25 protein-coding genes and 2 tRNA genes are annotated in these 25,158 nt (G+C 53.7%); 12 read left to right on the top strand and 15 right to left on the bottom strand.

Annotated features, from left to right (window positions below; translation table 11 throughout):
• A partial coding sequence (locus C814_RS19200; RefSeq protein WP_207637142.1) for a hypothetical protein occupies window positions 1–461 on the top strand: 461 nt, incomplete at its 5' end.
• An 18-nt stretch (window positions 462–479) separates the two neighbouring features.
• Window positions 480–1,523 carry a hypothetical protein gene (locus C814_RS19195; RefSeq protein ID WP_016317103.1) on the top strand — a complete coding sequence of 348 codons (1,044 nt, stop codon included), beginning with the start codon at window positions 480–482 and terminating at the stop codon, window positions 1,521–1,523.
• Here the strand turns inward: C814_RS19195 and C814_RS23915 are convergent.
• On the bottom strand, window positions 1,520–1,840 hold the full coding sequence (locus C814_RS23915) for a hypothetical protein (protein WP_196809917.1): 321 nt from the start codon (window positions 1,838–1,840) through the stop codon (window positions 1,520–1,522). The two genes, C814_RS19195 and C814_RS23915, sit on opposite strands and share 4 nt — an antisense overlap.
• Before the next feature lie 520 nt (window positions 1,841–2,360).
• On the opposite strand from C814_RS23915, the gene C814_RS19185 reads away from it, so the two are divergent.
• The 7 genes from C814_RS19185 to C814_RS19160 all read left to right on the top strand — a co-directional run bounded on the left by C814_RS19185 (window position 2,361) and on the right by C814_RS19160 (window position 5,234).
• Window positions 2,361–2,759: a hypothetical protein gene (locus C814_RS19185; RefSeq protein ID WP_016317101.1), complete on the top strand. Its 399-nt coding sequence runs from the start codon at window positions 2,361–2,363 to the stop codon at window positions 2,757–2,759.
• A gap of 59 nt (window positions 2,760–2,818) precedes the next feature.
• Entirely contained in the window at window positions 2,819–2,974 is a 156-nt protein-coding gene (locus tag C814_RS24280; RefSeq protein WP_016317100.1) for a hypothetical protein, read from the top strand.
• 61 nt (window positions 2,975–3,035) lie between these two features.
• Entirely contained in the window at window positions 3,036–3,467 is a 432-nt protein-coding gene (locus C814_RS19180; protein WP_016317099.1) for a phage integrase N-terminal SAM-like domain-containing protein, read from the top strand.
• Complete coding sequence (locus tag C814_RS19175; RefSeq protein ID WP_016317098.1) at window positions 3,409–3,714, top strand: tyrosine-type recombinase/integrase; 306 nt, start codon at window positions 3,409–3,411, stop codon at window positions 3,712–3,714. Before C814_RS19180 ends, C814_RS19175 begins: the two co-directional genes overlap by 59 nt.
• 101 nt (window positions 3,715–3,815) lie before the next feature.
• A complete protein-coding gene (locus C814_RS19170; RefSeq protein WP_016317097.1) occupies window positions 3,816–4,148 on the top strand; it encodes a hypothetical protein in 333 nt (110 codons plus the stop codon).
• Between the two features lie 13 nt (window positions 4,149–4,161).
• Entirely contained in the window at window positions 4,162–4,524 is a 363-nt protein-coding gene (locus C814_RS19165; RefSeq protein ID WP_016317096.1) for a hypothetical protein, read from the top strand.
• Window positions 4,521–5,234 carry a M23 family metallopeptidase gene (locus C814_RS19160; protein WP_016317095.1) on the top strand — a complete coding sequence of 238 codons (714 nt, stop codon included), beginning with the start codon at window positions 4,521–4,523 and terminating at the stop codon, window positions 5,232–5,234. Before C814_RS19165 ends, C814_RS19160 begins: the two co-directional genes overlap by 4 nt.
• Window positions 5,235–5,371: 137 nt before the next feature.
• Here C814_RS19160 and C814_RS22555 read toward each other — a convergent pair whose 3' ends face one another.
• The 11 genes from C814_RS22555 to malQ all read right to left on the bottom strand — a co-directional run bounded on the left by C814_RS22555 (window position 5,372) and on the right by malQ (window position 15,574).
• Entirely contained in the window at window positions 5,372–6,049 is a 678-nt protein-coding gene (locus C814_RS22555; RefSeq protein ID WP_016317094.1) for a hypothetical protein, read from the bottom strand.
• Window positions 6,036–6,467, bottom strand: a complete 432-nt coding sequence (locus C814_RS19150; RefSeq protein WP_016317093.1) for a GNAT family N-acetyltransferase — start codon at window positions 6,465–6,467, stop codon at window positions 6,036–6,038. The genes C814_RS22555 and C814_RS19150 overlap by 14 nt, the downstream gene beginning before the upstream one ends.
• 252 nt (window positions 6,468–6,719) lie before the next feature.
• Window positions 6,720–6,810, bottom strand: a tRNA-Ser gene (locus C814_RS19145).
• Between the two features lie 36 nt (window positions 6,811–6,846).
• A tRNA-Ser gene (locus C814_RS19140) sits at window positions 6,847–6,933 on the bottom strand.
• Between the two features lie 116 nt (window positions 6,934–7,049).
• Entirely contained in the window at window positions 7,050–8,180 is a 1,131-nt protein-coding gene (locus tag C814_RS19135; RefSeq protein WP_016317092.1) for a DHHW family protein, read from the bottom strand.
• Between the two features lie 21 nt (window positions 8,181–8,201).
• Window positions 8,202–9,530: an MBOAT family O-acyltransferase gene (locus C814_RS19130; RefSeq protein WP_016317091.1), complete on the bottom strand. Its 1,329-nt coding sequence runs from the start codon at window positions 9,528–9,530 to the stop codon at window positions 8,202–8,204.
• 273 nt (window positions 9,531–9,803) lie between these two features.
• Window positions 9,804–10,409, bottom strand: coding sequence for a ribonuclease M5 (locus tag C814_RS19125; RefSeq protein WP_016317090.1), 606 nt, complete (start codon window positions 10,407–10,409; stop codon window positions 9,804–9,806).
• Between the two features lie 88 nt (window positions 10,410–10,497).
• Window positions 10,498–11,532 (bottom strand): DNA polymerase III subunit delta, encoded by a 1,035-nt coding sequence (gene holA / locus C814_RS19120; protein ID WP_016317089.1) that lies wholly within the window; start codon window positions 11,530–11,532, stop codon window positions 10,498–10,500.
• An 82-nt stretch (window positions 11,533–11,614) separates the two neighbouring features.
• Window positions 11,615–13,621: a ComEC/Rec2 family competence protein gene (locus C814_RS19115; RefSeq protein ID WP_016317088.1), complete on the bottom strand. Its 2,007-nt coding sequence runs from the start codon at window positions 13,619–13,621 to the stop codon at window positions 11,615–11,617.
• Complete coding sequence (locus C814_RS19110; protein ID WP_016317087.1) at window positions 13,618–13,839, bottom strand: helix-turn-helix domain-containing protein; 222 nt, start codon at window positions 13,837–13,839, stop codon at window positions 13,618–13,620. The genes C814_RS19115 and C814_RS19110 overlap by 4 nt, the downstream gene beginning before the upstream one ends.
• Window positions 13,840–14,089: 250 nt before the next feature.
• The gene (gene malQ / locus C814_RS19105; protein ID WP_016317086.1) at window positions 14,090–15,574 is read right to left on the bottom strand and encodes a 4-alpha-glucanotransferase; all 1,485 of its coding nucleotides are present in this window, start codon (window positions 15,572–15,574) and stop codon (window positions 14,090–14,092) included.
• A gap of 290 nt (window positions 15,575–15,864) precedes the next feature.
• Between malQ and uraA the strand changes: the two genes are divergently transcribed.
• A complete protein-coding gene (gene uraA, locus C814_RS19100; RefSeq protein ID WP_016317085.1) occupies window positions 15,865–17,139 on the top strand; it encodes a uracil permease in 1,275 nt (424 codons plus the stop codon).
• Between the two features lie 770 nt (window positions 17,140–17,909).
• Here uraA and C814_RS19095 read toward each other — a convergent pair.
• The 3 genes from C814_RS19095 to C814_RS19085 all read right to left on the bottom strand — a co-directional run bounded on the left by C814_RS19095 (window position 17,910) and on the right by C814_RS19085 (window position 20,073).
• Window positions 17,910–18,659 (bottom strand): radical SAM protein, encoded by a 750-nt coding sequence (locus tag C814_RS19095; protein ID WP_369750572.1) that lies wholly within the window; start codon window positions 18,657–18,659, stop codon window positions 17,910–17,912.
• A gap of 8 nt (window positions 18,660–18,667) precedes the next feature.
• Window positions 18,668–18,967, bottom strand: coding sequence for a hypothetical protein (locus C814_RS19090; RefSeq protein ID WP_016317083.1), 300 nt, complete (start codon window positions 18,965–18,967; stop codon window positions 18,668–18,670).
• Window positions 18,968–19,032: 65 nt separating this feature from the next.
• Window positions 19,033–20,073 (bottom strand): radical SAM family protein, encoded by a 1,041-nt coding sequence (locus C814_RS19085; RefSeq protein WP_016317082.1) that lies wholly within the window; start codon window positions 20,071–20,073, stop codon window positions 19,033–19,035.
• Between the two features lie 523 nt (window positions 20,074–20,596).
• Between C814_RS19085 and C814_RS19080 the strand changes: the two genes are divergently transcribed.
• Window positions 20,597–23,221: an ICP22 family protein gene (locus tag C814_RS19080; protein ID WP_155846435.1), complete on the top strand. Its 2,625-nt coding sequence runs from the start codon at window positions 20,597–20,599 to the stop codon at window positions 23,219–23,221.
• A 140-nt stretch (window positions 23,222–23,361) separates the two neighbouring features.
• A complete protein-coding gene (locus C814_RS19075) occupies window positions 23,362–24,975 on the top strand; it encodes a peptidoglycan D,D-transpeptidase FtsI family protein (protein WP_016317080.1) in 1,614 nt (537 codons plus the stop codon).
• Window positions 24,976–25,158 lie beyond the last annotated feature (183 nt).

The following is a 25,158-nucleotide window of genomic DNA, read 5'->3' as shown; positions in this document are numbered from 1 at the left end:
TAAGGCGGTGGCGGCAGATGGCAGATAGGACAGGGCTGATCCCGTTTGTCCTGCGGGAGCGTAAGGATGGCAGGGATGTGCCCTATGCGCCGCTGACCACAGCTGGACAGGTGCTGATGCCGGACGGTGTCCCGCTTGCGGATTATCTGGCGGCGAGTGCCCCGGACTGGCCGCTCGTTACAATCCGGCATGATCTGGGCGATTATCCGGATGTGCTGCTGCTCATGGGGGAGTATACCGCAGGCGCGGGCGGGGCGGGGGATGGCCCGGCAGGTGGCTCTGAGCTGGTGCAGTATCCCTGCCGCCAGAGCTACCCGGACGCCAATACCCTGACTGTGTATACCATCCGGGAGCTTACAAGATTGGGCAGCCCCACACTGCATAAGATCAGCGACCGCATCTATACGCTGACCTTTGAGAATGCGGAAAGCCTATACATCAAATTATTACTGAACGTTTGAAAGAAAGGATGAAACGATATGGAATTTAGCCCATTGATAAAGGGAACCCCGGACTGGAACGAGAAATACAATCAGGACATTGGTGGCCTGTGTGCGGAGATGGATGCTGCAAGATCCAGCGGTATCCTGAACACCTATGTACATACCAAGAGTGGAACAGCCCACACTCTGACCGGTGAGGGCGCGATTATGCGGTTTACTGCGACAGCAGGATGGGCTGCGGGTGATACAATCTCCGTTAATGGACTGGGTAAGAACCCGGTTACGCTTGAAGGGACTGCTCTGCCCGCTGGTGCATTTGCGCAGGGAACGCAGGTGGTTGCGGTCGTTGATGGAGAAAATCTGCAATTTTTAACGCAGTCCTATGCTGGTCAGTTTGATGCTATATCAACGCAAATGTCAAATAAGGCGGACAAATCCAGAACGGTTTTGGATTCTAAAAGAGATTACCAGAATTACACAACCGTACTGGAAATGGTTAATGCTGTGAGTGATGGCGGTACCGTGATCGCGTTTGGAGATAATCAGTCCCCTCTTTATAACGCTGAAGACCGCCCACCGACACTATGCGAATATTTCTATGTTATTCTGTCTGATGGGTTAAGGAAAAATGTGGTTGCGTTTGGCTTTACTGGTCAAAACATCTACATGCGCAGGGTTTGGAGTAGGGTCTGGAGTACCGATTGGACACAAGCTGCAACTTGCGCCTGCGCAGACAAGGAGTGGAAACCTCTCCCGATGGTAAACGGATGGACAAATTCAAACAGTGACGGAGCTGCGGCATTAAGATACCGGAAGGGCGCAGATGGAAAAATCACCTATGTTACAGGAATTATCAAACTAGAAGATGCTTTGAGCGATGAGAACCAGATATTCGCATACCTTCCGGAGGGATATAGACCCAAGCAGCATTATTGGACAGGAGTATGTGTGGACAATAATAAAACTTTTTGGCCGTACAGGATAGATCTGGATGGCCGCATATACATCAACTCTCTCAATGCCAGTGCCCAGGCATCTGCTAAGGTCGGAATGTGGGTCAACTTAACAATTCCAATTTAAAGTGGGATTGTCAAATAGATTTCAATACTATTCTTTATCGCGCCTGCTCCATCTGGATCATATCCAGAAATTACTATACCCCCACCTTTATCTACTCGAATCCTACAAAAATAGCCTCCGCCACTTAATGCACATAGCTGATACCATAACCTCGAAGGACGATAGCCCGCAGGAAGCGTTGCAATCAATTCATCATATGCTAAAGTTACTCCCTCCGCAGGCTTAATAACTCCTGCAACGTAAATAGCATCATATCCCTTCCGGTACTGCAACCTTAAACTTTTATCATCATTCCAATAGATAAACCTATCTGTCATAGGTAGTTCTTTCCATTCCATGTCTGCGCAAACGCAGGTTGCGACCTCTTTCCACGCCTGCCATCCAGTATAACTAAAATCGTTATTGTCCCGATGCCGTGTACGCAAAAAAACCCGACCGTTATCATCACCCGTATAACATTGGGTAGCAACCTGTAGCGCTCGGTTACGATCAGTCCTGAAGGTAAGTATTTCAAAATGTTGGGCAATCATAGTTGACGACATTGGCGGAGCGCCTGCGGGCCTATTTGCCTTTGGATAACCCTTCGCCCTATGGTCAAGCAGCGCCATATTATCCAACGGTGGATTGTTAAACAGGATTTCAGGTGTTATGTTCAGATTGGGGGCCTGTACATCTCGGGCATACTGCGCGTACAGATCGCTCTGTAAAGCGCGGTTTTTGTCCGCCTTATTTGACTATGGAACGGATTTAGATAGGTAAATGTGGTGCCACCTATTTTTCTAAAGCCACTGATTTCGTCAACCAAACAAATCAAAAAATTATGAAAGGAAGATTGAATTGGATTATAAGTATAGTTGCGTCGTCGATGCGGACAACCTCTATAAAACGTTTGTCCTCGTCTATCTGGAGCCGGGAGAGGGCGGCGAAATAAGAGAGACCATATCGGGCTATGAGCTTGCGGAGGGTGAACACCTGTTGGAAGTCAGCCCTCCGTCAAACCTGGTGAAACCTCGCTGGGACGGCGAAGCATGGGAAGAGGCAGCGACTGCCGAAGAGATTGAAGCATGGAAACAGGAAAATCCGACAGAGGAGATGGGATCGCCATCTCCGTCTCCTCTGGAAGCGTTGCAGGCGGAAAATAACCTGCTCCGGGCACAGATCACAGCGGCCAGCAGCCGTCAGGATTTCTTGGAGGACTGTATAGCTGAAATGGCTGTGCAGGTGTATAACGCATGATAGCCGCATTTCAGCGGTTACATAAATTTTTAAGCCGAAAGGCAGAAAGGATGTTATTGATGATGGCCATGTTCTTTGCACAGAGGGTAATCCTTGGGAAAACAGCATTTTCGGAGGTTCCGGCAGCATTGAAGCAGACTTGCGCGGAGGTGCTGATAGAAAGCGGTCTGCCGGAGCTTGTACCGGTCAGCTTTGGCGGCACAGCGGAGGAATGAGGGACAAGCCGCCCGTAAGGGCGGCAATGTTTGAGAAGCAGCATACAGGGAGTGGACGCATATGGACGCCAAACAGGAGCTGGTTGGCGCGCTCGTAGAAGCCGGACTATCCCCGGAGCAGGCGCAGAAACTGGTGCAGCCCTATCAAATATCCTGTCGGGATGGATCCGGCTGGGGAGACCTGAAAAAGCAAATTTCGGCGTTCCTTGCGGCGAAGCGGATTGATGGATTATCGGCCAGGACGATTGAAAACTACCGGTACACATTGGGAGTTTTTGCGGGACAGGTAGACCGAGCGGTGACCAAGATCACAGTGGACGATCTGCGGGAGTACATCTCCTATCTGTCGGAGATACGCGGACTGCGGGACGGAAGTCTGTTGACCCACATCAATACCCTGCGCAGCTTCTTCAGCTGGCTGACAGTGGAAGGTGATGCTGGAAGAGTATATCGCCCGGCGCAAAGGCGGGGATGCGTTATTTGCGAGCATTAAGACGCCGTATCCGGCCATGCAGCCGCGGGCAATCCAACGCGCACTCGGATTGATCGGCGACCGGGTGGGATTGCATGTGCATCCGCATCTGCTGCGGCACACCTTTGCGACGTTGGCGCTTGCCGGAGGCATGGATATTACGGTGATCCAGCGACTTTTGGGCCATGAGGACACCAAGACAACCCTTATCTATGCAGAGCTGTCTCAACGGACAATCCAGTATGAATACGAACGGATTATAGCGTGAATTGGCCGAAAAAAATTTCCTAAAATATGTGCAATTCAGCTGCACATATTCGGGAATCGGGCGGATAAAGTGAAAGGACTTTTGCGAAAGGAGTGGTAAACATGGATACGTCGGTCATTTCGCGGGCCGAACACGATGAGTTTTGCCGGAGGCTTGAGGCAGAGCATAAGCGTTTGGCAGCCGAGGACAACCGGCAGAACCATCGGCTCGACACGCTGGAAGAAAAGGTGGAGCAGATCGGCGCGCTGGTCACGTCGGTGGAAAAGCTGGCTTTGAACATGGAGATCATGGCGAACGAGCTGAAGCAGCAGGGCGAACGGCTGGAAAGCCTGGAGGCGCGCGACGGGGAGAACTGGCGCAAGGCGGTCGGGCATATCGTCACTGTCGTGATCGGAGCCATGATCGGCTTTATCTGCACCAGGATCGGATTGTGAGAAGGAGGTAAAGATGAATTACCAAGAGTTTGTACGTATTGTGATCTATCTTTGTGCGCTGATCTTCGGGGGTCTTGCTCTGTGGTATCGGGGCAATGCCAAGGTCAGCGGACGGGTGGCCGCGCTGATCCGGCGGGCCGAAGAGTTGTACAGCGACCTAACCAATGCAGGAGGGATGAAATTCGAGTGGGTGGTCGGGCAGCTCTATGGGCTGATCCCACTTGCAGTGAGGCCGTTTGTGCCGCGCAGTCTGATCGAACAGATTGTACAGACCACCTTTGACGCGATTGAGGGATATGCCAAGATGCAGTTGGACAGGCTGACGGGCAGCAGTCAAGAGATGGGGCAGGGCAAGGACTGTGAGGTGTTAAGATGAGCCAGAGGTTGACGCTGCCGTTTAAGGACATGTGTATCACTGCGGGATATAAACATCCGCAATATCTCAAAGAGTGGGGCTGGCCCCATTATGGCGTGGACTGCTACGATCCCAATACCCATGATGTACTCGCTCTGGGAGATGGTGAGGTGATCGTTGCCGGGCAGGACGGCCCCACGCTGACTGGCAAATTGTCCCGGCTAGGCATGGTGACAGTGCTTGTCTACCGAGATGTGCTCTGCAATGATGGTAAAGTGAGGGACTTGACCGCCCGCACCTACCACCATGCAAGCGTCAAGATTAAGGCAGGGGACAAGGTGCGGCGCGGGCAGGTAATTGCTCAGTATGGCAATACCGGGGCCAACACCAGCGGCCCGCATCTGCATATTGAGCTGGACACCGACACCAAATACCCCACCCTCGCGCCCGGTGTATCGGTGACAGCCAGCAACCGGATTATCAATACCCAAGCCGAATATGCCAAGGCGGGCGGACTGTCCGACAGCACGATCAATCCGGCGAAGGTCTGGTTTGTCGGAGATGGACAGAGCATCGCCGGAGCAGTGGGGAGCTGGTGTGCCCAGAGCGACTTGGCAGTGCCTAAGCTGCTCGGAGAGACGCAGGAGCAGCCGGATTACAAGGTCATGTATGAGGACCTCAAAGACCGCTATGAAAGATTACATAGCGGTCTTGAAGCATTACTGAAATGAGAGAAAAGCCTGTACTATTGGGGTACAGGCTTTTTATTCTTAGACCTTTTTTACTGTTTATATAAATGCTATCTAATCTTCAATTCCACTGAAAACAGAGCCATCTACCTGACTTCATAATTCCGGCAGTTGCGTATCTAAGCACCTTTATTATCTTTAGCTATTTTTTCAGAAATATCATATGCGATCACATTGTAAACCCATTTCTTACCTTTATTTCTTGTCGCAATATTTGATATTATAATCATAAGCACTAAAAATTTAATATAGCATGCGTTAAACTCGACGGTTTTAGATGTCTTGCATAATAAAACATAAATTATCAGTATATTAATTGATGATATAAAAATATCTCTGCACAATCTAAAGTCCTTTGCTGAAGTCGTAATCATTTCCACATCCCTATGCTGGTGATATATATGATACCACTGTTGGTTTTGAAAAGCACTTCTTTCCCTTTTATCTTGTGGCATTTGCGAATAAATATTTTCATAATATTTTTCCACATCAGCGTTTGAGAATCTCATATCATTTTTTACTTTTTTTATAGTATCAAAGATAGTTTGTCCTGGCTCACTAGTCAACAAAAACACCAATCTTCTTTTTAAATCACTTCCATAAAACGAGTCGAGGGCGAAAACGAAAGCATAAATTGATGAGGAAACAATGGAAATATTCAACAAATTTGCAATCAGCTGTAATACATTAGGGTTTTCTTTATCGATAATACTGTTAATTCCATTAACTGCAATAAAATAAATTAAAATAGTTGCTATAACATAGCCTTTTAATTCTTTGTCCCTATAATTTTTCATGATAAAAATTCCCCTCCGCATTCTCTGGAAGATATTTCAGAGCAACAAGAAGATCTCCTATCATGTAACCTTGATCCGAATAGTATTTACGTAACCCTTTTTCGAAGTACGCCATCGAACAAATAGCACCAGATTCTTTTTCGAGTTTTTTGAGAAGTTTTTTTCCTATTTTTTGTCCCCGATAGTTAATGTCAACATATAGATACTGCGGTAACAATGTTTTATTAGGCAGAATTAAACCATATACAAAGCCAACCATGAGATCATCTATGAATGCCCCGTATATATAACTAATGCCATCGAAACCATCTTTTATGGTCTTGGCTATAGTAAAAAGTATAGAGGCTGTAGTCTCATTATCAGGTGCTATTTTTAAAATCAATGAGCAGTCGTTTTGTGTTAAAAGTCGAATTTTCATCTCTGGAGACTCCATCCTTAAACTATAATTCATGGAATGGTTTAGAGAGTTGATATACCCCGTAATAACTATTATCATCTAGTATTAATCTATGGAATATTTCATATGAGACAAATTAAATTTATGTTTCAACAGTCCATTTCAAGTGGGAATAAAGTGGGAATAGGTAAATTTTTATTAGTATTTTACAAGTGAGATTAAGCTTTGCAGGCAATTTTAAAATCCCGCTTAGAGTTTGATTCTAAGCGGGATTGGCGGAGATGAAGGGATTTGAACCCTTGCGCCGGTTTCCCGACCTACTCCCTTAGCAGGGGAGCCCCTTCACCAACTTGGGTACATCTCCAAAAACACATTATAACTTATCTGTCAGAAGAAACGGTGGCGGAGAGAGTGGGATTCGAACCCACGGCTCTTGCGAGTCACTGGTTTTCAAGACCAGCTCCTTAAACCACTCGGACATCTCTCCCTTGGGTATCATACTACAGTCTCCACAAAAAGTCAAGCGTATTTTTGCAGTATTCCCAACAAATGGCGCTTATATGTGAAGCATCCTTCCAGATATCTGACAGCCACAGGGCAGGCTCAAGCCGGCTCCTGCCTTTGCGGCAGCCAGGACAGGATGGAGAGCTGGTCGCTGTCGATGAAGCTGTCCGCCATATAGGCGAACAAAATCTGGTTATACCGTGAAACATCCACCTGTTCAAGCAGGGAGGGGGAGATGGATGCCGTATCGACAAAAGTGACTTTGGGATAATGGACCAGCAGGAACGGAAGGTAACTCTGCATTGAGCGGTCCCCGAAGATCAGGAGCTGTCTGGTACTTTCCGCAGCATTGCCAACATCAATGGTCACAATCGGGGAAACACCGCCCAAGAGGACATCCTTCACATCCCCAAGTACCTCCCGGAACTGCGGATAGAGGGTATAATACCTGCGGGAACGGCCGTCGTTTTCGTAGTGGGTCACGGTGTAATAACGCCAATATTTAGACATCGAATAGGCCGATATGCGGTCGGGCGGGATTTCCCGGTAGGGGGAACGTGCATAAAGGTCCCCGTAATAGTTGTAGTCGAGATGCTCCACACTGAATTCATGGATGCCGCGCGGCTTCAGGCCGAGTTTTTGAGCAGCTACCGCATAGATATAGTACCCTCCCAATCCGGTGGTTGTGTTATCGGTGCGGTAGTAAATATATTCTTCCTGGTGGTTGCGCAGGGTCGGATAGACGTCGATCGGGGTGAGATATCCGGATACACGGCGGTAGACGTCATCCAGAAGCTGCTGTTTCTGGTTATAAAGCGGCGCAACGGTATCGTAAGGTACCTTGCTCTGCTGAACCGCACAGGCGGTCGGGATCAGCATGACATAACTGTTGCGCTGGAACTGTTCAACAAAATCGAGCATTCTGGTGATATTGGCGTTGACGATTGCCTGGCTTTTGAGCTGCACGTCCAGCATCAGCATATCTTCCGAGATAAATACACCGTTCTGCTGCTTGTTGCCGCCCGCGTATTTTAGGGAAATTTGGAGCCGGCGCAAAAAGTCTGCACCCGGCAGGCGCTCCTTCATGGCTGATTCCATCTGTTGGAAAGGCTGATCCTGGGAGCCGAGCGCATCAAGCAGCGCACTCCCGTCCCCGCTCTGCAAAAGCAGGACAGGCACCAGAAAAAGCGCGGTCAGAAATGTAATCCCGCTGTATCGGCGCAGTTTCACCCGGGTTCCTCCTTTCCAAAATCAAAGCATAAATGCGGTGGTAACGACCAGCAGTATCAGCGTCAGCAGTGTGGAAGCCATCTCCCATATCTGCGGGGATGTCCTGCGGAAAAAGCCTGCCGCGATCCGTCCCATTCCGCTGGCGCAAAAGACGGCAACCAGCAAAAGCAGGTAGTTCGAGTTGAGCAGATAGAGCACCTCGTTGCTGAGAAAGTCCGCTCCACTTAACCCGAACATGACCCGCAGGTAATCGACTGACTGCTTGAGGGAGCTCCCCGCAAACAGGACGAACGAGACCTGCACCGCAATGGTACAGCCGATCCAGCGCAGGACTGGCGGGATTGCCTCAGCAATCCGGCGGAGCAGGAATTTTTCGCAAAGGACAAGCGCGGAAAAATACAACCCCCAGACCACCATGTTGAGCCGGATGCCATACCATAGCCCGATCAGGATCGAGAGCAGCAGGATATTAAAGATGCCCGAAAGGGTCCCCCCCTGCGGTGCGCCAAAGGCGGTATAAACATATTTGCGCATGAACCGGTTGACTGTGATGTTAAACCGGGAAAAAAAGTCGTTGATGCTGATCGACCGGAACGGGTCCCGGAAATTTTCGGGCAGGTCGAGTCCGAAGATCAGCCCCAGCCCCCGCGCCATGTCGCAAAGCCCGGAGAGCAGAAAGCAGATTGACAGTGAAAGGCAGGCAACCATCATCCAGACGTGCAGGACAGCCGCGTTGTAATAGTGTACCTCGTGCAGGCGGACATAAATCTGATAGATGCCGTCCCCAAGGATCACTTTTTTTGCCAGCCCCTGCACAAACACCCGCCCGCCCCGCCCGATCCGCTCGAGCGACATCCGCATCCGGTGGGTCTGTGGGACCGTCCTGCCGTAGTAGACAAGCGGGCCAGCATAGAGCCTGGGGAAAAAGCCCATCACCAGTGCAAACGATACCAGGCTGCGTTCAGAGGCAACATATCCATAATAGCAGTCTGCCAGATAGCCTGCGCCGGTCAGACAGACCACGCCCAAACCCAGCGGGATATGCAGGCCATAGAGCTGCTCCAGAACCCCATAGAGGACGAACAAGGCCAGATTTGCGCCTGCGGAAACAGCGGCAACGGCTGTGCGCAGGCGGGGAATCCCCTCGCATCGTCCAAGCAGGCGCGCCGCCAGGTAATCGGCCAGGATGACCGCAGCGATCAGCAGGACCCGTTCGTGTTCGATAGAGGCATAACAGAAAGCAGACAGAGCAACCACCGCCCATGCTCTTGCACGCGGCGGCAGAAACAGGCAGACCGCCACGGAGACCGGCAGCAACAGATAGAGGAATGTCAGGCTGTAAAGATGCATCGCGCGGCCTCCTTTCTTCTGCATTTTGGTTCGGAAAACTGTGGTTTACAGCGGAAACTGCTGCCTTGGGAAATCTGGAAAAATGAGGTTCTATGCGCAGGCGGGCCTTAGAACCCGTATTCACAACCATTCGACACCGCCTGAGCGGGTCTTTTGCCGGCCTGCCGCGTTGAAAAATCTTGCAATACACAAAGTATAGTCTGCGTTTTTTCGCCTCGCAGGGCAGCAAAATCCCTCGCCCATCCGGCATCCTCTGATTATGAATACAGGTTCTTAAAGGGACTCCACCAGATGCAAAAACTCCTCATAGGTATAGAGTGTGTTAACCGTTTTGAGCAGGGCCTTGGTACCCATCCGGGCAGGTAGACGCAGCTTTTTCAACAGCTTCTGCCGAACCGCAAAGCTGTTTTCACCGCCGGAAATCCCCCATTCCACCAGGTCTGCCTGTGTGATTCGGGTTTCCCCTGTAGCCGCTTGATCGGATGCGCCCTGCTCCGCTGTTTCCGGAGTGATGCCCGCTCTGGCGAACGCCTCGAGCAGCAGTTTTGTAGGCACCCCTTCCACACCCAGTTTTCCCTCTGCCGAAGGTTGGGCTTTCCGCCGTTCTTTGCCGAACAGGTCGGGGATGTAAACATGCGTGACCCGTTCGGGCGGGACTGCGCCGGAAAGATAGCCGCGGATTCGAAATCCCGCTGCATCCGAATCGGTCAGCAGGATGATCCCATCCTTTTCCGCCAGCATCCGGATGGTATGGAGCTTGCGTTTGTCCCGGAAAATGTCAAACCCATCGGTCGTCAGGATATTTGCGTCGATCAGTGAGCTGAGTCTGGCCTTATCGTACCGTCCTTCGACGATGACCGTCTGTTTCAGGCGTATCATCCGGTTCCCTCCCGTCTATGCCGGGGCACTGTCCCCCAGCCCTGTGATTTCAAAAAACAACAAGAACTTGAAAACAGGAAACGGGTCCTTACCGTCTCCCGGTGATCAAAAACAGCTGTGTGACCGTCTGTTCAAGGATCACGCGGTCGTTCGCGCCGGTGCTTTTGAGCCGCAGGTCGGCCCGGGCGAGCAGGTCAAGCATCTGCCCGAGCTGGGGGGCGGAGTAATCCCCGCTGTCCGACATCGCATTGCGCACCACGAATGCGCGGTTTTTGGCATAACCGAGGTCGGCTGCTGCCTGTGCGGCAGGGACGCCCGCCTGTCGTGCGGCAAATCCGCGGTAGAGGTCGGTAAACCCGCCCGCCAGGACGGTCAGGACCTTGGCTGCCGGCTCCCGCAGATAAAGAAGCTGGTCGATCAGCTCCATTGCGCGGGAAAAGCTGCCGCGTGAGATTGCCTTGGAAAGGTCGTAGACCCGCGCCTGAATCACTGCGGTGACCACTGCGTCCACATCCCCGCGCGAAATCCCCCCGCTGCCCACATAGGCACAGACCTTGTCCAGCTCGGTTGCAAGGGTCATCATGTCATCGGTGCACCGTTCGATCAGGTAGCTTCCCACCTCGCTCGAAAGTTCGCACCCGTTTTTCTGGGCGCGGTCCCGCAGAAACCGCAGGGTATCGCTGTTCCTGCGCGCACCCAGCTCAATCACGCCGCCCGCCTTGTCGCACGCTTTCACCAGCTTGGTCAGGCGCTCTTTTTTGGAAGGCGGGTGCTTGACTGCCACCACCACACAGGTGGTTTGGGGCGGATCGGAAAGCACAGTACAAAGCTCGTCAAAGGTGCTGGAATCCAGTTTGTCCGGCTCGAGATCGAGGGTGACACATCGTCCCCCGGAGAGGAACGGGAGGGACTCCACCGCATCGTAAAACGCCTGCATATCCAGTTCGCTGGTCTCAAACCGATGAAGATTGAAGCTGTCAAACGAGCCGTCGAGCGCTTTTTTCACAAGCAGCTTTTCGTAAAGGCTGATCAGATAGGGCTGGGAGCCGTAGAGCAGATAAACCCGGTGCTGCTCCTCCCGTTTGACATGCTTGCTGAAGTCGCTTTCGAGGGTATATTTCATCCTTCCACCACCTGTAAACATCTATTTTGAATCAAAACATCCCGTTTTTTGCGGGTGAATTGGCCGGAAAAGAGCGGGCATTTTAGGGATCCGGCGGGAGCCGCAGCGTGACAACCCTGCTGGAAAAATACCGGTCGTCAACTGCGGCTTCATAGCCGGGCGCAAAAATCCAGTCGTTGCGCCCATTGACCAGCAGGTGCGCTGCCGCCGGATCCTGGTCGAATGTCTTGACCAGCCGCAGTCCATCGATATCCACCGTGACATGCCGCGCGGACTGCCGGTCGGCATAGAACCAGACCCGTCCGAACAGTTCGGCTTCAAAGCCGTAACAGCGCTCGAGTGAAAATGCAGCCTCGACCGGGAACCGTTTTGCCAGCGCCTTCATTGGACTCCCGTCCAGCCCGTCCTCCGACTCGGCCACAAGCAGGGTGATCCGGTCTACCCCGCAGGATACGAAAAAATCCGTCAGGTTCTGCACATCCGTGTCGGAGGCCGGCGCACCGATCACCGCGCCCTGCCTGCCATAGGCAAACGCGAGCGTAGTCCCGTTTTCGGCAGCAGCGATCCGCATACTGTCGCCCCAGACCGCGCGGCCGGAAACCTTGCCTGCCAGCAGGCAGAGCGCAAGCAGTGCCGATGCATAACGCACCTGTGGTTTGGAGACATGGAGCACCCAGAGCAGAACCAGCACCGCAGCGGAACCGGCGAACCAGAGAATCATGCCGCGGTCCCGCACTGGGACGGACGCGAACGGCAGGGACGCCCACCATTCGACCATGCGGTTGACCTGCCGCATCAGTGTCCCGGCGGCTAGGCCCAAAACCCGGGCTGCGGTATAAAATGGCGGAAAGCAGCCAAGCAGCGCGGCGGTCAGCCCGCATCCCAACAGAAAAGGGAATATCGGGGCCAGAATCAGGTTCACCGCCGGGGAAACCAGCGAAAGCTCTCCAAATTCCCGGCAGAGAAGCGGCTGGGTGAATACCCCAGCACAGAAGGTGACACTGACCATCCCGGGCAGTTTCCCGCCGCAAAATCCCAGCAGCCTGTCGATCCACCGTTCAAACGGCCGGGAAAGGGCGCATATCCCCATGGTCGAAAGATAGGAAAGCTGAAGGCTGAGGCTGTAGGCGGCATATGGATTGCAAAACAGGAGCACCACAAGCGCAAACCCGAGTGAATTGAGCGCATCCGAATCCCGCCCGAGCAGGTCCGCACTCAACCAGACCAGCAGCATGAGTCCCGCGCGGTTGATCGACGGGGAAAACCCTCCCAATCCCATAAAAACGACCGTTCCCAGCATCTGTACCAGGCGGCACTGCCGCCGGGAAACCGGCAGGCCGCGCAGAAAAACCGATAACAGGCCGTTAAAGACCGAAAGATGCAGCCCCGAGGCTGCCAGCAGATGTGCGGCTCCCACCCGGGCATACTGCCGCCGCAGCGCGGGCAGAATCCCCGACCGGATGCCAAACAGGATTCCGGAAAGCAGGCTTCCTTCCCCGTTTGGCAGCATCTGGTTCAGGGAGAGGCTGAGACGTTCCCTGAGTTGGGCAAACCGGACCCGCGGATCCCGGCTGTTTGTCCCGGTGACCAGGACCTCCCCCACGAACAGGCCGGTGAATCGGATATCCGACGCATAGAGTGTTGTCCGGTCGTCACCAAGGCAGTCAAGCTCTATCGTACATTTTACCACATCGCCAAGTTCTACATCAAGTGGTGTGAATCCAGTCACGCGAATTTGTTCGCCTGCTATCGCTTCCGGGCTCCCTTCCGAAAGTACCCGCAAAGTCCAGCGCAGGCTGTTCCGGAAGCGTTCCCGGCCGGTCACCAGCGCACAGAGTTCCACCGTGTGCCCCTCGTAGACCTGTACAGGGGAGAGCTGGGCCTGGTCGTAAACCAGCCGAAAGCAGACACAACCACAAAAAGCCGCTGCTGTGGCATACAGCCACAGTGGCGGCTTTTCGATGAAAATGACAACGGCAACCAGAACCGCGCCTGAAAGTGCGGTCAGCACCTGGTTCCATCCGGTCCATTCGATCAGCAAAGCGGTCGTAAACCAGACAATACCGGCAATATGAAAAAAGCGGTTCATTCTTTCGGATAAGCCTGTTTGACATTGGTCCTGCCGGTCAGATAGTCCAGGCTGACCGCATGAAAATCAGCCAGCTTCATCAATGCTTCGATCGGTACGTTGACCTTGCCCAGTTCATAACCTGAATAGGTGCTTTGGTCGATTCCTAAATACCCTGCAATTGCGGACTGGTTCAAGTCCTTGTCTTCACGCAGGTCTCTGATACGGCGAAACAGCATCCATTAGTCACCCCTTGAACGATCAAAATTGATATGGTTAAAACTGAAAAACAATCACTTGCTTTTCAGTGACGGACAAAGGCTCGCCAGCACGCAAAGCGTGCCTGATGATTCTGTAACCCAAAGCAAGCCCGCTGATAACAGCCGCCTGCGAAACGGCCGCCGCAGGCCTGAAAAGAACCATTCTGATTCTTATCGACTGCTTCGGGGATACGGCAGCACCTGATGGACTGCCGAAACGGTTGGGTCCTTAGAGTGCGGAGCGTTGGTAGAGGCCGGACATCCGCTCGATTTTTTCCGCAAGCGCGGGGGTCAGACGCCCTCCTTCCAGCCGGAATTGCCAGTTGCCGGTTCCGACCGACGGGGTGTTCATCCGCGCCTCTCCCCCGAGTGCGAGGAAATCCTGGATCGGTGCGATCGCCAGGTCAGCCACGCTTGACCAGACTGCACGCAGCAGCCCCCAGTTCAGCCCTTCCCGCTCGTTCAGGCAGATATAGTCAGCCGCATGGCGGCGGTCATGCGGGGAAAGCGCGGTTGCCCACCAATGCATAAGCGTGTCGTTGTCGTGCGTACCGGTATAGACCACGCAGTTCTTTTTGTGGTTGTGGGGGAGGTAGGCGTTATCCCAGTTGGAATCGAACGCGAACTGGAGGACCTTCATCCCCGGGAACCCGCTCTGCTCGAGCAGGCGGTAAACATCCGCATCCAAGTCCCCAAGGTCCTCCGCAATGATGCTGCATTCCCCCAGGGCATCCTTCAGCGTGTCGAACAGCTCGAGCCGCGGCCCTTTTTCCCAGTGGCCGCCGGTCGCGTCCTCGTCCCCGAACGGGATCGCATAGTATCCCGAAAATGCCCGGAAATGGTCGATCCGTACTGTGTCAAAAAAGGTGGTCGCAGCCCGCACCCGCTCGATCCACCACGCATACCCTTCCTGCCGGTGGGCATCCCAGTCATAGAGCGGGTTGCCCCAGAGCTGCCCCTGCGGTGCAAAATAGTCGGGCGGCACCCCTGCCACATGGGTGGGGCGCAGCTCTTCATCCAGCTGGAACAGGCGCGGGTTCGCCCAGACATCGGCGCTGTCCATCGCAACATAGATCGGCACATCCCCGATGATCTGCACCCCGTGTCGGTTCGCATACCGTTTGACCGCGAACCACTGGTTATAAAACTGGTATTGCAGATAAATCCAGAACAAAATATCATCGGCCATCCTGGAGCGGTATTCTGCGAGCGCTTCTGGCTCACGCAGCCGGATTTCTGCGGGCCAGCAGTCCCACGAGCACTCGTTCAGGCTGGTTTTCACCGCCATAAACAGGGCGTAATCCTCGACCCATGCGGCGTGCTTTTTCCGGAACGCGGCGATCTCGTCTGCGTCCCGCGCAATTCCTCTGCAAAACGCCTTGTGCAGGACCGCAAACCGGTTGTTGTAGAGCTTCTCGTAATCGGTTCTGCGGGGGTCTGTCCCCCAGTCGATCCCCTGATATTCGTTTTTTTCGAGCAGGCCTTCCGCTTCGAGCAGGTCGAGGTCGATGAAATAGGGGTTCCCTGCAAAGGTCGAAAACGACTGGTACGGGCTGTCTCCAAAGCTGGTCGGCCCGAGCGGGAGTACCTGCCAGCAGCGCTGCCCTGCCCGTTCAAGGAAGTCAACAAACTCGAAAGCCGCCTGCCCGAATGTTCCGATCCCGTGTGGGGAGGGCAGGGAGGAAATATGCATCAGGATGCCGCTTGCGCGCATGGACATCTACCTCCATCGGCTTTTTTTCAGGCTTACCTGCCACAAAACAGCGGCGGGCTCCCCTCAAAACAGCCATAAAGATCACATAAGTTCATATTTATTTTTAACTTTATCACAAATTCTTTGTGAATGCAAGCCAGCTATTGATATACCCGGGTAATTTTCCTGTATCCTGCCGCTTTTCTCCGAAAATCTTTGTGGATTCTTGACCCTAGCCATGCATAGTTGGGTCTGCTATAATAAAAAAGTGCAAAAAGGACATCATTTTGAGAAAAAAGAGGAGCGTCTGTATGAGCAAAAGAATCATCGCGATTGACGAGCGGCCACCAGCTGGGCTGTTCCTTCCCCTGAGCCTTCAACATATGTTTGCCATGTTTGGTGCCTCGGTGCTGGTGCCAATCCTGTTCGGCATCAATTCCTCAATCGTACTGTTCATGAACGGTTTCGGCACCCTGCTGTTTATTGTCATCACCAAGGGACGCGCCCCCGCTTACCTCGGTTCCTCATTCGCGTTCATTGCGCCCACCCTCTACCTGCTCCAGAACCATCCGGACGGCTTCCGCGCCGCGCAGGGCGGCTATGTGGCGGTTGGATTTGCCGGGTGTATCATTGCATTTATCATCTACAAATGCGGCACCAACTGGATCGACATTGTGCTCCCGCCGGCAGCGATGGGACCGGTGGTCGCGCTGATCGGCCTCGAACTTTCGGGAACTGCGGCTTCCAATGCGGGACTGGTCGGTGTTGAACAGATTGACCCGCGTGCACTGGCCGTCTTTCTGGTCACGCTGGGGTTTGCGGTGTTCGGGCAGGTGCTCTTCCGCGGGTTCCTCGGGGTGATCCCGATCCTGATCGCGATCATTGCCGGGTACCTCTCCTGTTTTCTGACCGGGCTTGTCAGCATTTCAGCGGTTGCCCAGACGGTTGCTGGAGCCCCTCTCTTTATGCTGCCTGACTTCCACACGCCTGTGTTCGACGGCGGCGCGATCATGGTGATGCTGCCAGTCCTGCTGGTCATCCTCTCGGAACATATCGGCCATCAGGTCGTGACCAGCCAGATTGTTGACCGCAACCTCATCAAGGACCCTGGCCTGCACCGGTCGATCTTTGGGGATAATTTCTCCACCATGGTTTCCGGCTGCCTGGGTTCGGTACCGACCACGACCTACGGCGAAAACATCGGCGTGATGGCGGTTACCGGCGTGTACAGTGTCTGGGTGATCGGCGGCGCGGCGGTCTGCTCGATCCTTCTTTCGTTCATCGGGCCGATTGCCGCACTCATCAACACCATCCCCGGCGCGGTGATCGGCGGCATCTCGTTCCTGCTCTATGGTATGATCGGAACCTCCGGCCTGCGGATCCTGGTGGACCAGCGGGTGGATTACGGGAAGTCCCGCAACCTCGCCATGACATCGGTGATCTTTGTCACCGGCCTTTCGGGGATTGCCATCCATGTGGGGAATATCCAGATCACAGGTATGGCGCTCGCCTGCGTGGTGGGTATGCTGATGGGGCTGGTGTTCTTCGCGCTCGATAAGGCCAAACTCACCAACGACCGGGACTGACCCCCTCAGTTTGCCTTACGGGCGGGATGCCGCTTTTCCCCCAAACTAGGGGTTGTTTGAAAAATCGAAACGACCGTCTTTTTCTACAAGAAACGGCATCTGCTGCGTCAAAAATGCTCGGAATACACAAAGTATTCCTGCGCTTTTCTCCTTGCAGCTGCTCATCTCTTGCGAAAAATCCGTCCATTTCTCTGTTTTCAAACAAGCCCTGAAGTTTTACTCAATTTTTTTCAAAAAATTGCGGTTTCCAAAGGCAGTGAGGCAACGGAAGTTTGGGTTCCAGCCCAAACTTCCGGGGCGCAGGCGCCCTTCTTCGGGGGACTTCTCGGGCTTTCAGCCCGAAGCGCGGCGGTATCCGCCGCGACACCCCCTCAGTTTGCCTTACGGGCGAGGGGTCGGTGCCCCCTCCCCGTAGGCCCCTCCCTTCCGAGCTGGATACCACTTTTTTCCACAAACTAAAGTTTTACTCAATTTTTTTCAAAAAATTGCGGTTTCCAAAGGCAGAGCCTTTGGTCGCTCATCGCAATGAGCGAAATACTTTATCCTGTGAAGCGCGTTTTTCGGGTGAATTGCCGCGAAGCGGCAAGAGGGGGCTTTTTGCAAGAGAAAAAGCCCCCTGCATAAAGGAAATACCGAACAGGTTCTAAAAAAGCTGCCGCGGCTGCGGCAGCTTTTTTGCTGGAAAAAACCAGGCCGTGTCTCTTTTTGTGCCGGCCCGAGAACTGCCCGCAGTGGAACAATTCACCCTGCCAAGCGGGTTTCAGGCAGGATCATCCCGGGAACAGGCCGCGCTGCAAAATCTCATCCGCAAATTTCTGCATCTGTTCTCGCTCTGCAATGGTGTAATCGAGGTCAAACAGGAAAACAGGGACGCCGCTCTTCTTGCACAGCGCCAAAAGATAGGCTGCGGCGCTGACCAGGACGGTTCTTTCCTCTGGACTCATAGAAACCCTGTTTATATAATCCCGAGAAATCTGCACGCTTGCAGCCTTTAGTAGCTTTGCGATGTTTACAAAGGAGACGTAATCCTCCCAGGTGTCGTTGATCCCCGGAAGCACAATGTATTTAAGCCGGATTTGTCCTTCTGCGACCGTTGCATGATAGTATTCTACAAGGTTGGAGGTGACTTGTTCAAAATTATCAGCCCCTTTTACCTTCTTCCATGTTTCAGGTGTACCAGCATCCATTGACAGGAAGAGCTGCGAATACGGGTGATCGTGAAGGTGCTGCGCAATTCCCTCATCGTATTTGAAGCTATTGGTAAAAAACATCGTTGGCCTTCCATGGACCAGATCAAGGAACCGTTCTTTATATGGATGAATCGAAATCTCGCCACAGGTGACTTGCCACATAAAATTTGGAGCGAGCATATTGCTCTGTTTCACCATCTCCAACAGCTCAAATAAATGGTTATATGCCTCAGCCGTCCTAGAATTGGGGGTAGCGGCGTCAGGTTTGTCGTAGGCATGGCAATAAATACAATGGCATTGGCAGGGGGAGGGATAGACCCCTAAACTGATCTGATGAATCAGGCCATCAGGCTTCCATTCTGCTTTCCGATAAAGAGGGCATCGAGAACAATACGAAATAACGCTCCTTGGATACGGGGGGGGGGTGGGGTGATAGCATATTTTTTGCTTTCGGTCAATACCAAATTCCATTTATCAACAATACTTCTCAGGGTTTCCTCGGGTGTTCCGGCAAAGGGGACTTTTGGAATCTCTTCATCCGACTCACAACATAGCGAAATTGCGCTCCCATCTTCGTCAATACGACCGCTGAATGTTAGATACATCTGTTCGATCATCGAACAACTATAATAAGCCATAATTACGCCTCCTTGTTTCTCTAACGGGCGCCACTCCATTGGCGCCTGTTTTTCTTAAGACAGAATCAGTCTGGCAGGCCGCGTTCCAATATCTCTTGTGCAAGCTGCTGCATTTGCTCCTGTTCCTCTAATGTATAATTCAGGTCAAACAGCGCAACGGGGATATCGTTTTTTTGGCATAACGCCAGCAGGTAGGCGGCAGCACTAACCAATGTAATCCTTTCCTTCGGACTCATGGAAGATTTTATCACATGGTCTCTGGAAATTTCGATTGCTTGTACTTTCAGAGCTTTTGCAATGTCTACCACAGAGACATAATCCTCCCAAGTGTCGTTGATCCCTGGAAGTACAATATATTTGAGCCGAATTTGTCCCGGTGCGCTTCGATGGTAATATTTTGTGAGATTGGATAGTACCGTTTCAAAGTTGTTAACGCCCTTTACCTTATGCCATGTTTCCGGTATGCCGGCATCAATCGACAGGAAAAGGTAGGACTTTGGGTTCTCGTGAAGGTGCTGGGCGATTCCTTCATCATATCTGAATCCGTTGGTGAAGAAAAGCGCAGGTCGTCCTTCGATCAGTTCAAGAAACCGCTTTTTGTATGGATGAATCGAAATCTCACCACAGGTGACCTGCCACGCAAAATCCGGAGCAAGCATCCCGCTCTCCTTTATTCTTTCTAAGATTCCAAATAAACGTTCATAGGCTTCTGCGGTCCTGGAAGTTGGTGTCACATTGTCATAGGTCTCATAAACATGACAATAGATACAGCGGCATTGACAAGGCGAGGGATACACTGCCAAACTGATTGCATGGATCAGTCCATCCGGTTTCCACTCCGCTTTTCGATAGAGCGGGCATTTGGAGCAGGCGAAACTGACACTACTCGGGGGGGGGGTGTTTCCGTACTGCTGACTATCCTCCATAATTTGTTTCCATTTATCAACGATATTTTTCAAAGTTTCTTCCGGCGTTTCCGCATACGGAATCGTTGGAGCACCCTCGGTCGTTTCGCAGCACAGGGCAATAGAAGAATACTTGTCATCAATGCGGCCTTTAAATGTCAAGTACATCTGCTCCAGAAAATAGCAGCTATAATACTCCATGGCAAATCCTCCTTGCTTGCACCAGAAGTCTCCGGAATTGGGAGCACCGGCGCCGCCTCTGCTCCTCCATGAGCAGAGCCAGGGCGACGGGGAAACGCATCCCACAAAGAACGACTGGCTTTCATCGTTTATTCAAAGCTAAGTATACACGCATTCAGCCGCGTTTTCAAGTGCGGCGGGGGTGTTTTCGGCTGCCGGCAGGCGATATCAGGAGCATCCATATGGGTGCATGGAAATGACTGGCTTCCTGAATGGGGCATTCTGTCAAAAAGAATGAAAAATGGATTGACGCGCGGCGCTGAAAACGCTATGATAGAAGTGAAACGCTGGGAAAGCCTGCCGCCTGTTTTCATGCGGTTGGCCCCGCCTGCTTTTATAAGACGTTGAAGTTCAAATTTAAGGCCGCTGTCAGCGGCCTTCTGTGGCACACCACAGACCCGGGAACCGTTGTCTGACTGTTTTCGGGTAATTTGATTTTCAGATAGAATCACCCATCAATACAACAAAGAAGGGGACGATGCAGATGAAAAAATTCTTTTCGGCGCTGCTGGCAGTGCTGCTGGCCTTTCAGGTAGGTCTGGCAGCGGCAGCAGCGCCGGCCAACTCGCAAACGGCACAGGCGCCGTACAGCATCCAGGTTATTGACGGGAAGCTGCTGTTCCTGCGCGGCGGCGTGGCAGTCCGGGAGGTCGCGCTGGCGAACAGCGAGATTCGCCTGACCCGCAGCCAGATGGGCGGGATCGCCGTACAGGTGGTGGAAGCTCCCGGCCAGACCCGCCGCTTTTCCCTCGAATCCCAGACCACCCTTGCGGTATCGGGCCAGATGAGCTCGCTCATCCTCACCGCACAGCTTCCGAAACAGGCACAGATTTCCTTGGGTGAACAGTCCCGGGTCTCTCTGCTCAACGTCAATGCGCCGGTGCAGGTTTCGCTGCATGGGCAGGCATCCAACCTGCGCATCTCCGATGCGGGCGCACGTGTCAACGCCGCGCAGGGTTCGTCGGTCGGCAAGGTATCCACAGTATCCCGCAGCGCGGTCAACGGGGTTTCTGCCGGCAAGGTCAGTGTGGTTTCTTCCTCGTCCGCCAGCTCGTCGGACAGCAGCTCGGATGACCGTCCGTCCGGCGGCAGCTCGTCCAGCGGTTCCGGTTCGTCGGGCGGCTCCAGCACGCAGTCCTACAGCATCGAGCGGGTGGAGGCTTCCAACATGCGGGTGAAGGTCACCCTCAACCGGGCAACCAGCCGCCCGCTCCAGAAGAGCGCATTTGCGATCCTCTGCAACGGCAGCGGAAAGGATATGACCATTCTGGAGGTCTCGACCCAGGACAACCGGGTCTACGACCTGCGCACCACAAGCTATGACGACAACACCTATTTCCTGAGCATCCAGCTTCCGGATGGCAGCCTGATCAACAAAACATTCGTCACCTCGCTGCTCGGACCGGAGATCAATTCGGTGGAAGCCACGCGGGTGGATGAGACAACCGCACAGTTCAGCTTTGCCTCGGATACCGCCGGTTCCCTCTACTACCTTGTGCAGAAAAAAGCCAGCACTCGTGCCCGCACCGCGTTCTGGAACGGTTCTGGAGAGCCGACGATCGCGCAGGTCAAGCAGCAGGGTGAGCGGGTTTCGATACAGCAGGGTGCCAACGAAGTGACGGTCAGCCAGCTGGTATCGGGCGCAAGCTATGTCATCTATTTTGTGGCGGAGGATGGCGAAGGGAATACCACCCCGCTGAAATATGCGGACATTCCCGCGACGCCTGCGGGCGGCACACAGGGCGACTACAAAATTGAGAAGATCCGGGCATTTTCGGATATGTCAGGCTTCTTCCAGGAGCACAACTGGTTTGAGGTCCGGCTGAACAAGCCCACCGCATCCCCGCTTTCGGTCTCCAACTTTAAGGTGACCTGCCCCGCCCAGAGTGATTCCGAAGTTGGCCGGGTGACCACCGAAGACAACCAGACCTATATGGTTTATATCAAGGAAAACACCATCCTCAAGGATAAAAACACCTTCACAATCACCGTTTCGTTTGCGGATGGCACGACCGCTTCGGGGAAAATATACCTCGACTTTACCGAGCCGGAACTCACCGGATATACGGTGAAACGTACCGGAGCGACAACCGCCGAGGTGCAGTTCCGCTCGAACAAGCCCGGCACCCTCTACTGGAAGGTGATGGATGGCAATCAGGTTCCCTGGGATACGGTTGAACCCAAGGACCCCGAGCAGGTTGTCAACGGCGGCGAAACCTTCGCGCTCAAGGCGACCGGGAACCTGCTCACCATTGATGTGCCCGAGGCCGGGAGCGATAAGCTCTTCTTCTGCTGTGTCCCCGAGGACGAGACCGGCAACCGGTCAAGCTATTATTACTATTGGGAGATTCCCGCCGAGATCACCGATTCCGGCTCGAACCCCGATCCGGCACCGGGCGGGGACTTTGAGATCGTTTCGATCGTGCCCAAGCTCGGCAGCAATGGCAAATACACGCTTACCGTAACATTCGCAAAGGCACTTTCTGTCATTCCTTATGGCGACGATGTGACCGTTTCGGGCAACGGGCTGAATCTGAACGGGTCTTATGACCTGGCGGTGAACAGCACCTATGATCTGACGGTTATTGAGATCGTGCTGAAGACGGAACTTGACCCGGGTGAGTATAACCTCACAATCGAGATGTTTGGGGAAGATGAAAACGGAGACATCGTTCCGGTTGGAACCGCTGCCGACACTTTCACCGTCGGAGATGAAGAGGTTGTCGCTTCGGCAAAAGCCAATCAGGACGAGGACGCCGCCGGGCCGGAGGACGAACCCGTCTCGGATGAAGCCAATACTCCGAACAACACGCCGGATGACAAAGCCGTTGCGGATGAGAGCAATACTCCGAACGACGAAGCCGCTGCGGATGAGAACAGCGCTCCGAACGATGAAGCCGCTGCGGATGAGAACAGCGCTCCGAACGATGAAGCCGCTGCGGATGAGAACAGCGCTCCGAACGATGAAGCCGCTGCGGATGAAAACAACGCTCCGGAAGACGCAATCGTCCCGGACGAGAGCAGCACATCGGATAACGAAACCGGTTCGGACGAAAACAACGCCCCGGAAGGCGAAACCACTCCGGACGAGGGCAACACAGCCAACTAAACCCTTTTCAGCCGCTGGGCGGGGATTTCCCCGTCCGGCGGTTTTTCTGACTAAATCCGCTCCCAACTGTCCAGACTATCAGGGAACCCTTGCAACCTGTTCTGGGGTTCCCATTTGCTCATTTTGGAAGGGGATTTTTTATGGGAAAACGGGCGGTCTGTGTCTATCTTGCAATCGTGCTGATGTTTACCGGCATCCTCTGCCGGCTCTATTACCTGTCGCTCTCGGGCGGCGCTCTGGCGTCGGTCGCGCAGAACCAGAGCGCCTACCTGCTCGAGGTTGACCGTACCCGCGGGATTATCTATGACTGCAACCTGCGTCCGATGGTCGGTTCGACCCGGCGGACGGTTGCGGCGGTGCAGCCCTCCCCGGAAGCCTTCACCGCGCTGACCGAGGCGATCCGCAATGGGGGAGAGACCTTCGAACTAAGTGAGGAGCTGACCCGGCCCTATCTGGTGCAGCTCGAGCAGACCCAGATCTATTCCAAAGGGGTCGAAATGTTTGACGCGGTGGAGCGCTATTCGGAAAACCAGCTGGCGCCGCATATCATCGGCTATCTCAACCCGGAAAAGACCGACGGTACAGCAGGCATCGAGCTTTCCTACAATGATCTGCTGCACCAGTATGACGGCAGCCTTCGGGTGCGCTATACCGTCAACGCGACCGGGCAGACCATGCTGGCAATCCCGCCCGAAATCCTCCAGGATAACTATATGGACTCGGGCGGGGTGGCGCTGACTCTCGACGCGAATATCCAGCGGGCGGTGCAGGACGCGATGAAGGGGGTCGAAAAGGGGGCCGCAGTGGTGATGGATATTTCCAATGGGAACATCAAGGCGTCGGCCTCGATGCCGGCCTACGATGCAAATAACCTCGCGGCCAGCCTTCAGGACCCGAACAGCCCGTTTGTCAACCGGGCATTCTGTCAATATAACGTTGGCTCGACCTTCAAGCTGGTAACCGCTGCCGCCGCGCTCGAGGCGGGATATGGGCAGTATATCCCCTATACCTGTGAGGGCTATTCGGATGTGGACGGGCATATCTTCTACTGCCATTGGCGCAACGGTCATGGGGAGCTTGATCTCAATAAAGCGATAGAGGTTTCCTGCAACCCCTATTTTATCCATCTGGGACTGGCGGCGGGCGGCAAACGGATCGTCTCGCTGGCGCGGGAGATCGGGTTTACCCGCGCGGCGCAGTTCACCGACGAGATCAAAACTCAGAGCGGCACCCTGCCGGACGATTCCGAGCTGCGCAACGATGCGGCAGTTGCGAACATGGCGTTCGGGCAGGGGAAGCTGACTGCAACCCCGGTCCAGATTGCGCAGATGATCTCGGCGGTGGCGAACGGCGGATATGCGGTGACGCCGCGCCTCGTCGAGGGCTTCACCGACGACGGGAAAACGTTCTATGAGCACACGATCAGCTATGCGCCGGTGCAGGTCTTTTCCGACCGTACCTCCAAAATCCTGCGCAAAACACTGGTCAATAACGTGGTCAACGGGAGCGGCAAACTCGCAAAGCCGATCTACAGCACCGCGGGCGGCAAGACCGGTTCAGCCCAGACCGGTATTTACCGGACCCCCGGCGAGGAGGACAGCGAGATCATCCATGCGTGGTTTGCCGGATATTTCCCCGCTGAAATGCCGAAATATGCGATTGTGGTGTTGGTCGAAGGGGGCGGAGAGGGCAGCGAAGTGGCCGCCCCGATCTTCCGGAAGATCGCCGATGCCATTTATCTGACAGAGCTGTAAGAACCTGTTCCGTATTTCTTTCTGCAAGGGGGCTTTTTCACTTGCAAAAAGCCCCCTCTTGCCGCTTCGCTGCGGCTCGCAGTGCGGAGCGCGTCGGGGGCTCTGCCCCTCGACCCCGCCACCTTTGAAAAGGTGGACGAAACTTTTGGATAAAGAACAGGTAAAAAGCGCACTTTGCCCCAT

The organism is Anaerotruncus sp. G3(2012), from assembly GCF_000403395.2.
Taxonomy (GTDB): Bacteria; Bacillota; Clostridia; order Oscillospirales; family Ruminococcaceae; genus Anaerotruncus.
The sequence above is the reverse complement of the archived record's forward strand: the minus strand, read 5'-3'. Positions and strand labels throughout refer to the sequence as shown.

What these genes read in the sequence shown, in the direction of transcription:
- C814_RS19195 (WP_016317103.1), top strand. Translation starts at nt 480, where the DNA reads ATGGAATTTAGCCCATTGATAAAGGGAACCCCGGACTGGAACGAGAAA.
- C814_RS23915 (WP_196809917.1), bottom strand. Translation starts at nt 1,840, where the DNA reads ATGACAGATAGGTTTATCTATTGGAATGATGATAAAAGTTTAAGGTTG.
- C814_RS24280 (WP_016317100.1), top strand. Translation starts at nt 2,819, where the DNA reads ATGATGGCCATGTTCTTTGCACAGAGGGTAATCCTTGGGAAAACAGCA.
- C814_RS19180 (WP_016317099.1), top strand. Translation starts at nt 3,036, where the DNA reads ATGGACGCCAAACAGGAGCTGGTTGGCGCGCTCGTAGAAGCCGGACTA.
- C814_RS19175 (WP_016317098.1), top strand. Translation starts at nt 3,409, where the DNA reads ATGCTGGAAGAGTATATCGCCCGGCGCAAAGGCGGGGATGCGTTATTT.
- C814_RS19170 (WP_016317097.1), top strand. Translation starts at nt 3,816, where the DNA reads ATGGATACGTCGGTCATTTCGCGGGCCGAACACGATGAGTTTTGCCGG.
- C814_RS19165 (WP_016317096.1), top strand. Translation starts at nt 4,162, where the DNA reads ATGAATTACCAAGAGTTTGTACGTATTGTGATCTATCTTTGTGCGCTG.
- C814_RS19160 (WP_016317095.1), top strand. Translation starts at nt 4,521, where the DNA reads ATGAGCCAGAGGTTGACGCTGCCGTTTAAGGACATGTGTATCACTGCG.
- C814_RS22555 (WP_016317094.1), bottom strand. Translation starts at nt 6,049, where the DNA reads ATGAAAAATTATAGGGACAAAGAATTAAAAGGCTATGTTATAGCAACT.
- C814_RS19150 (WP_016317093.1), bottom strand. Translation starts at nt 6,467, where the DNA reads ATGAAAATTCGACTTTTAACACAAAACGACTGCTCATTGATTTTAAAA.
- C814_RS19130 (WP_016317091.1), bottom strand. Translation starts at nt 9,530, where the DNA reads ATGCATCTTTACAGCCTGACATTCCTCTATCTGTTGCTGCCGGTCTCC.
- C814_RS19125 (WP_016317090.1), bottom strand. Translation starts at nt 10,409, where the DNA reads ATGATACGCCTGAAACAGACGGTCATCGTCGAAGGACGGTACGATAAG.
- holA (WP_016317089.1), bottom strand. Translation starts at nt 11,532, where the DNA reads ATGAAATATACCCTCGAAAGCGACTTCAGCAAGCATGTCAAACGGGAG.
- C814_RS19115 (WP_016317088.1), bottom strand. Translation starts at nt 13,621, where the DNA reads ATGAACCGCTTTTTTCATATTGCCGGTATTGTCTGGTTTACGACCGCT.
- C814_RS19110 (WP_016317087.1), bottom strand. Translation starts at nt 13,839, where the DNA reads ATGCTGTTTCGCCGTATCAGAGACCTGCGTGAAGACAAGGACTTGAAC.
- malQ (WP_016317086.1), bottom strand. Translation starts at nt 15,574, where the DNA reads ATGCGCGCAAGCGGCATCCTGATGCATATTTCCTCCCTGCCCTCCCCA.
- uraA (WP_016317085.1), top strand. Translation starts at nt 15,865, where the DNA reads ATGAGCAAAAGAATCATCGCGATTGACGAGCGGCCACCAGCTGGGCTG.
- C814_RS19090 (WP_016317083.1), bottom strand. Translation starts at nt 18,967, where the DNA reads ATGGCTTATTATAGTTGTTCGATGATCGAACAGATGTATCTAACATTC.
- C814_RS19085 (WP_016317082.1), bottom strand. Translation starts at nt 20,073, where the DNA reads ATGGAGTATTATAGCTGCTATTTTCTGGAGCAGATGTACTTGACATTT.
- C814_RS19080 (WP_155846435.1), top strand. Translation starts at nt 20,597, where the DNA reads ATGAAAAAATTCTTTTCGGCGCTGCTGGCAGTGCTGCTGGCCTTTCAG.
- C814_RS19075 (WP_016317080.1), top strand. Translation starts at nt 23,362, where the DNA reads ATGGGAAAACGGGCGGTCTGTGTCTATCTTGCAATCGTGCTGATGTTT.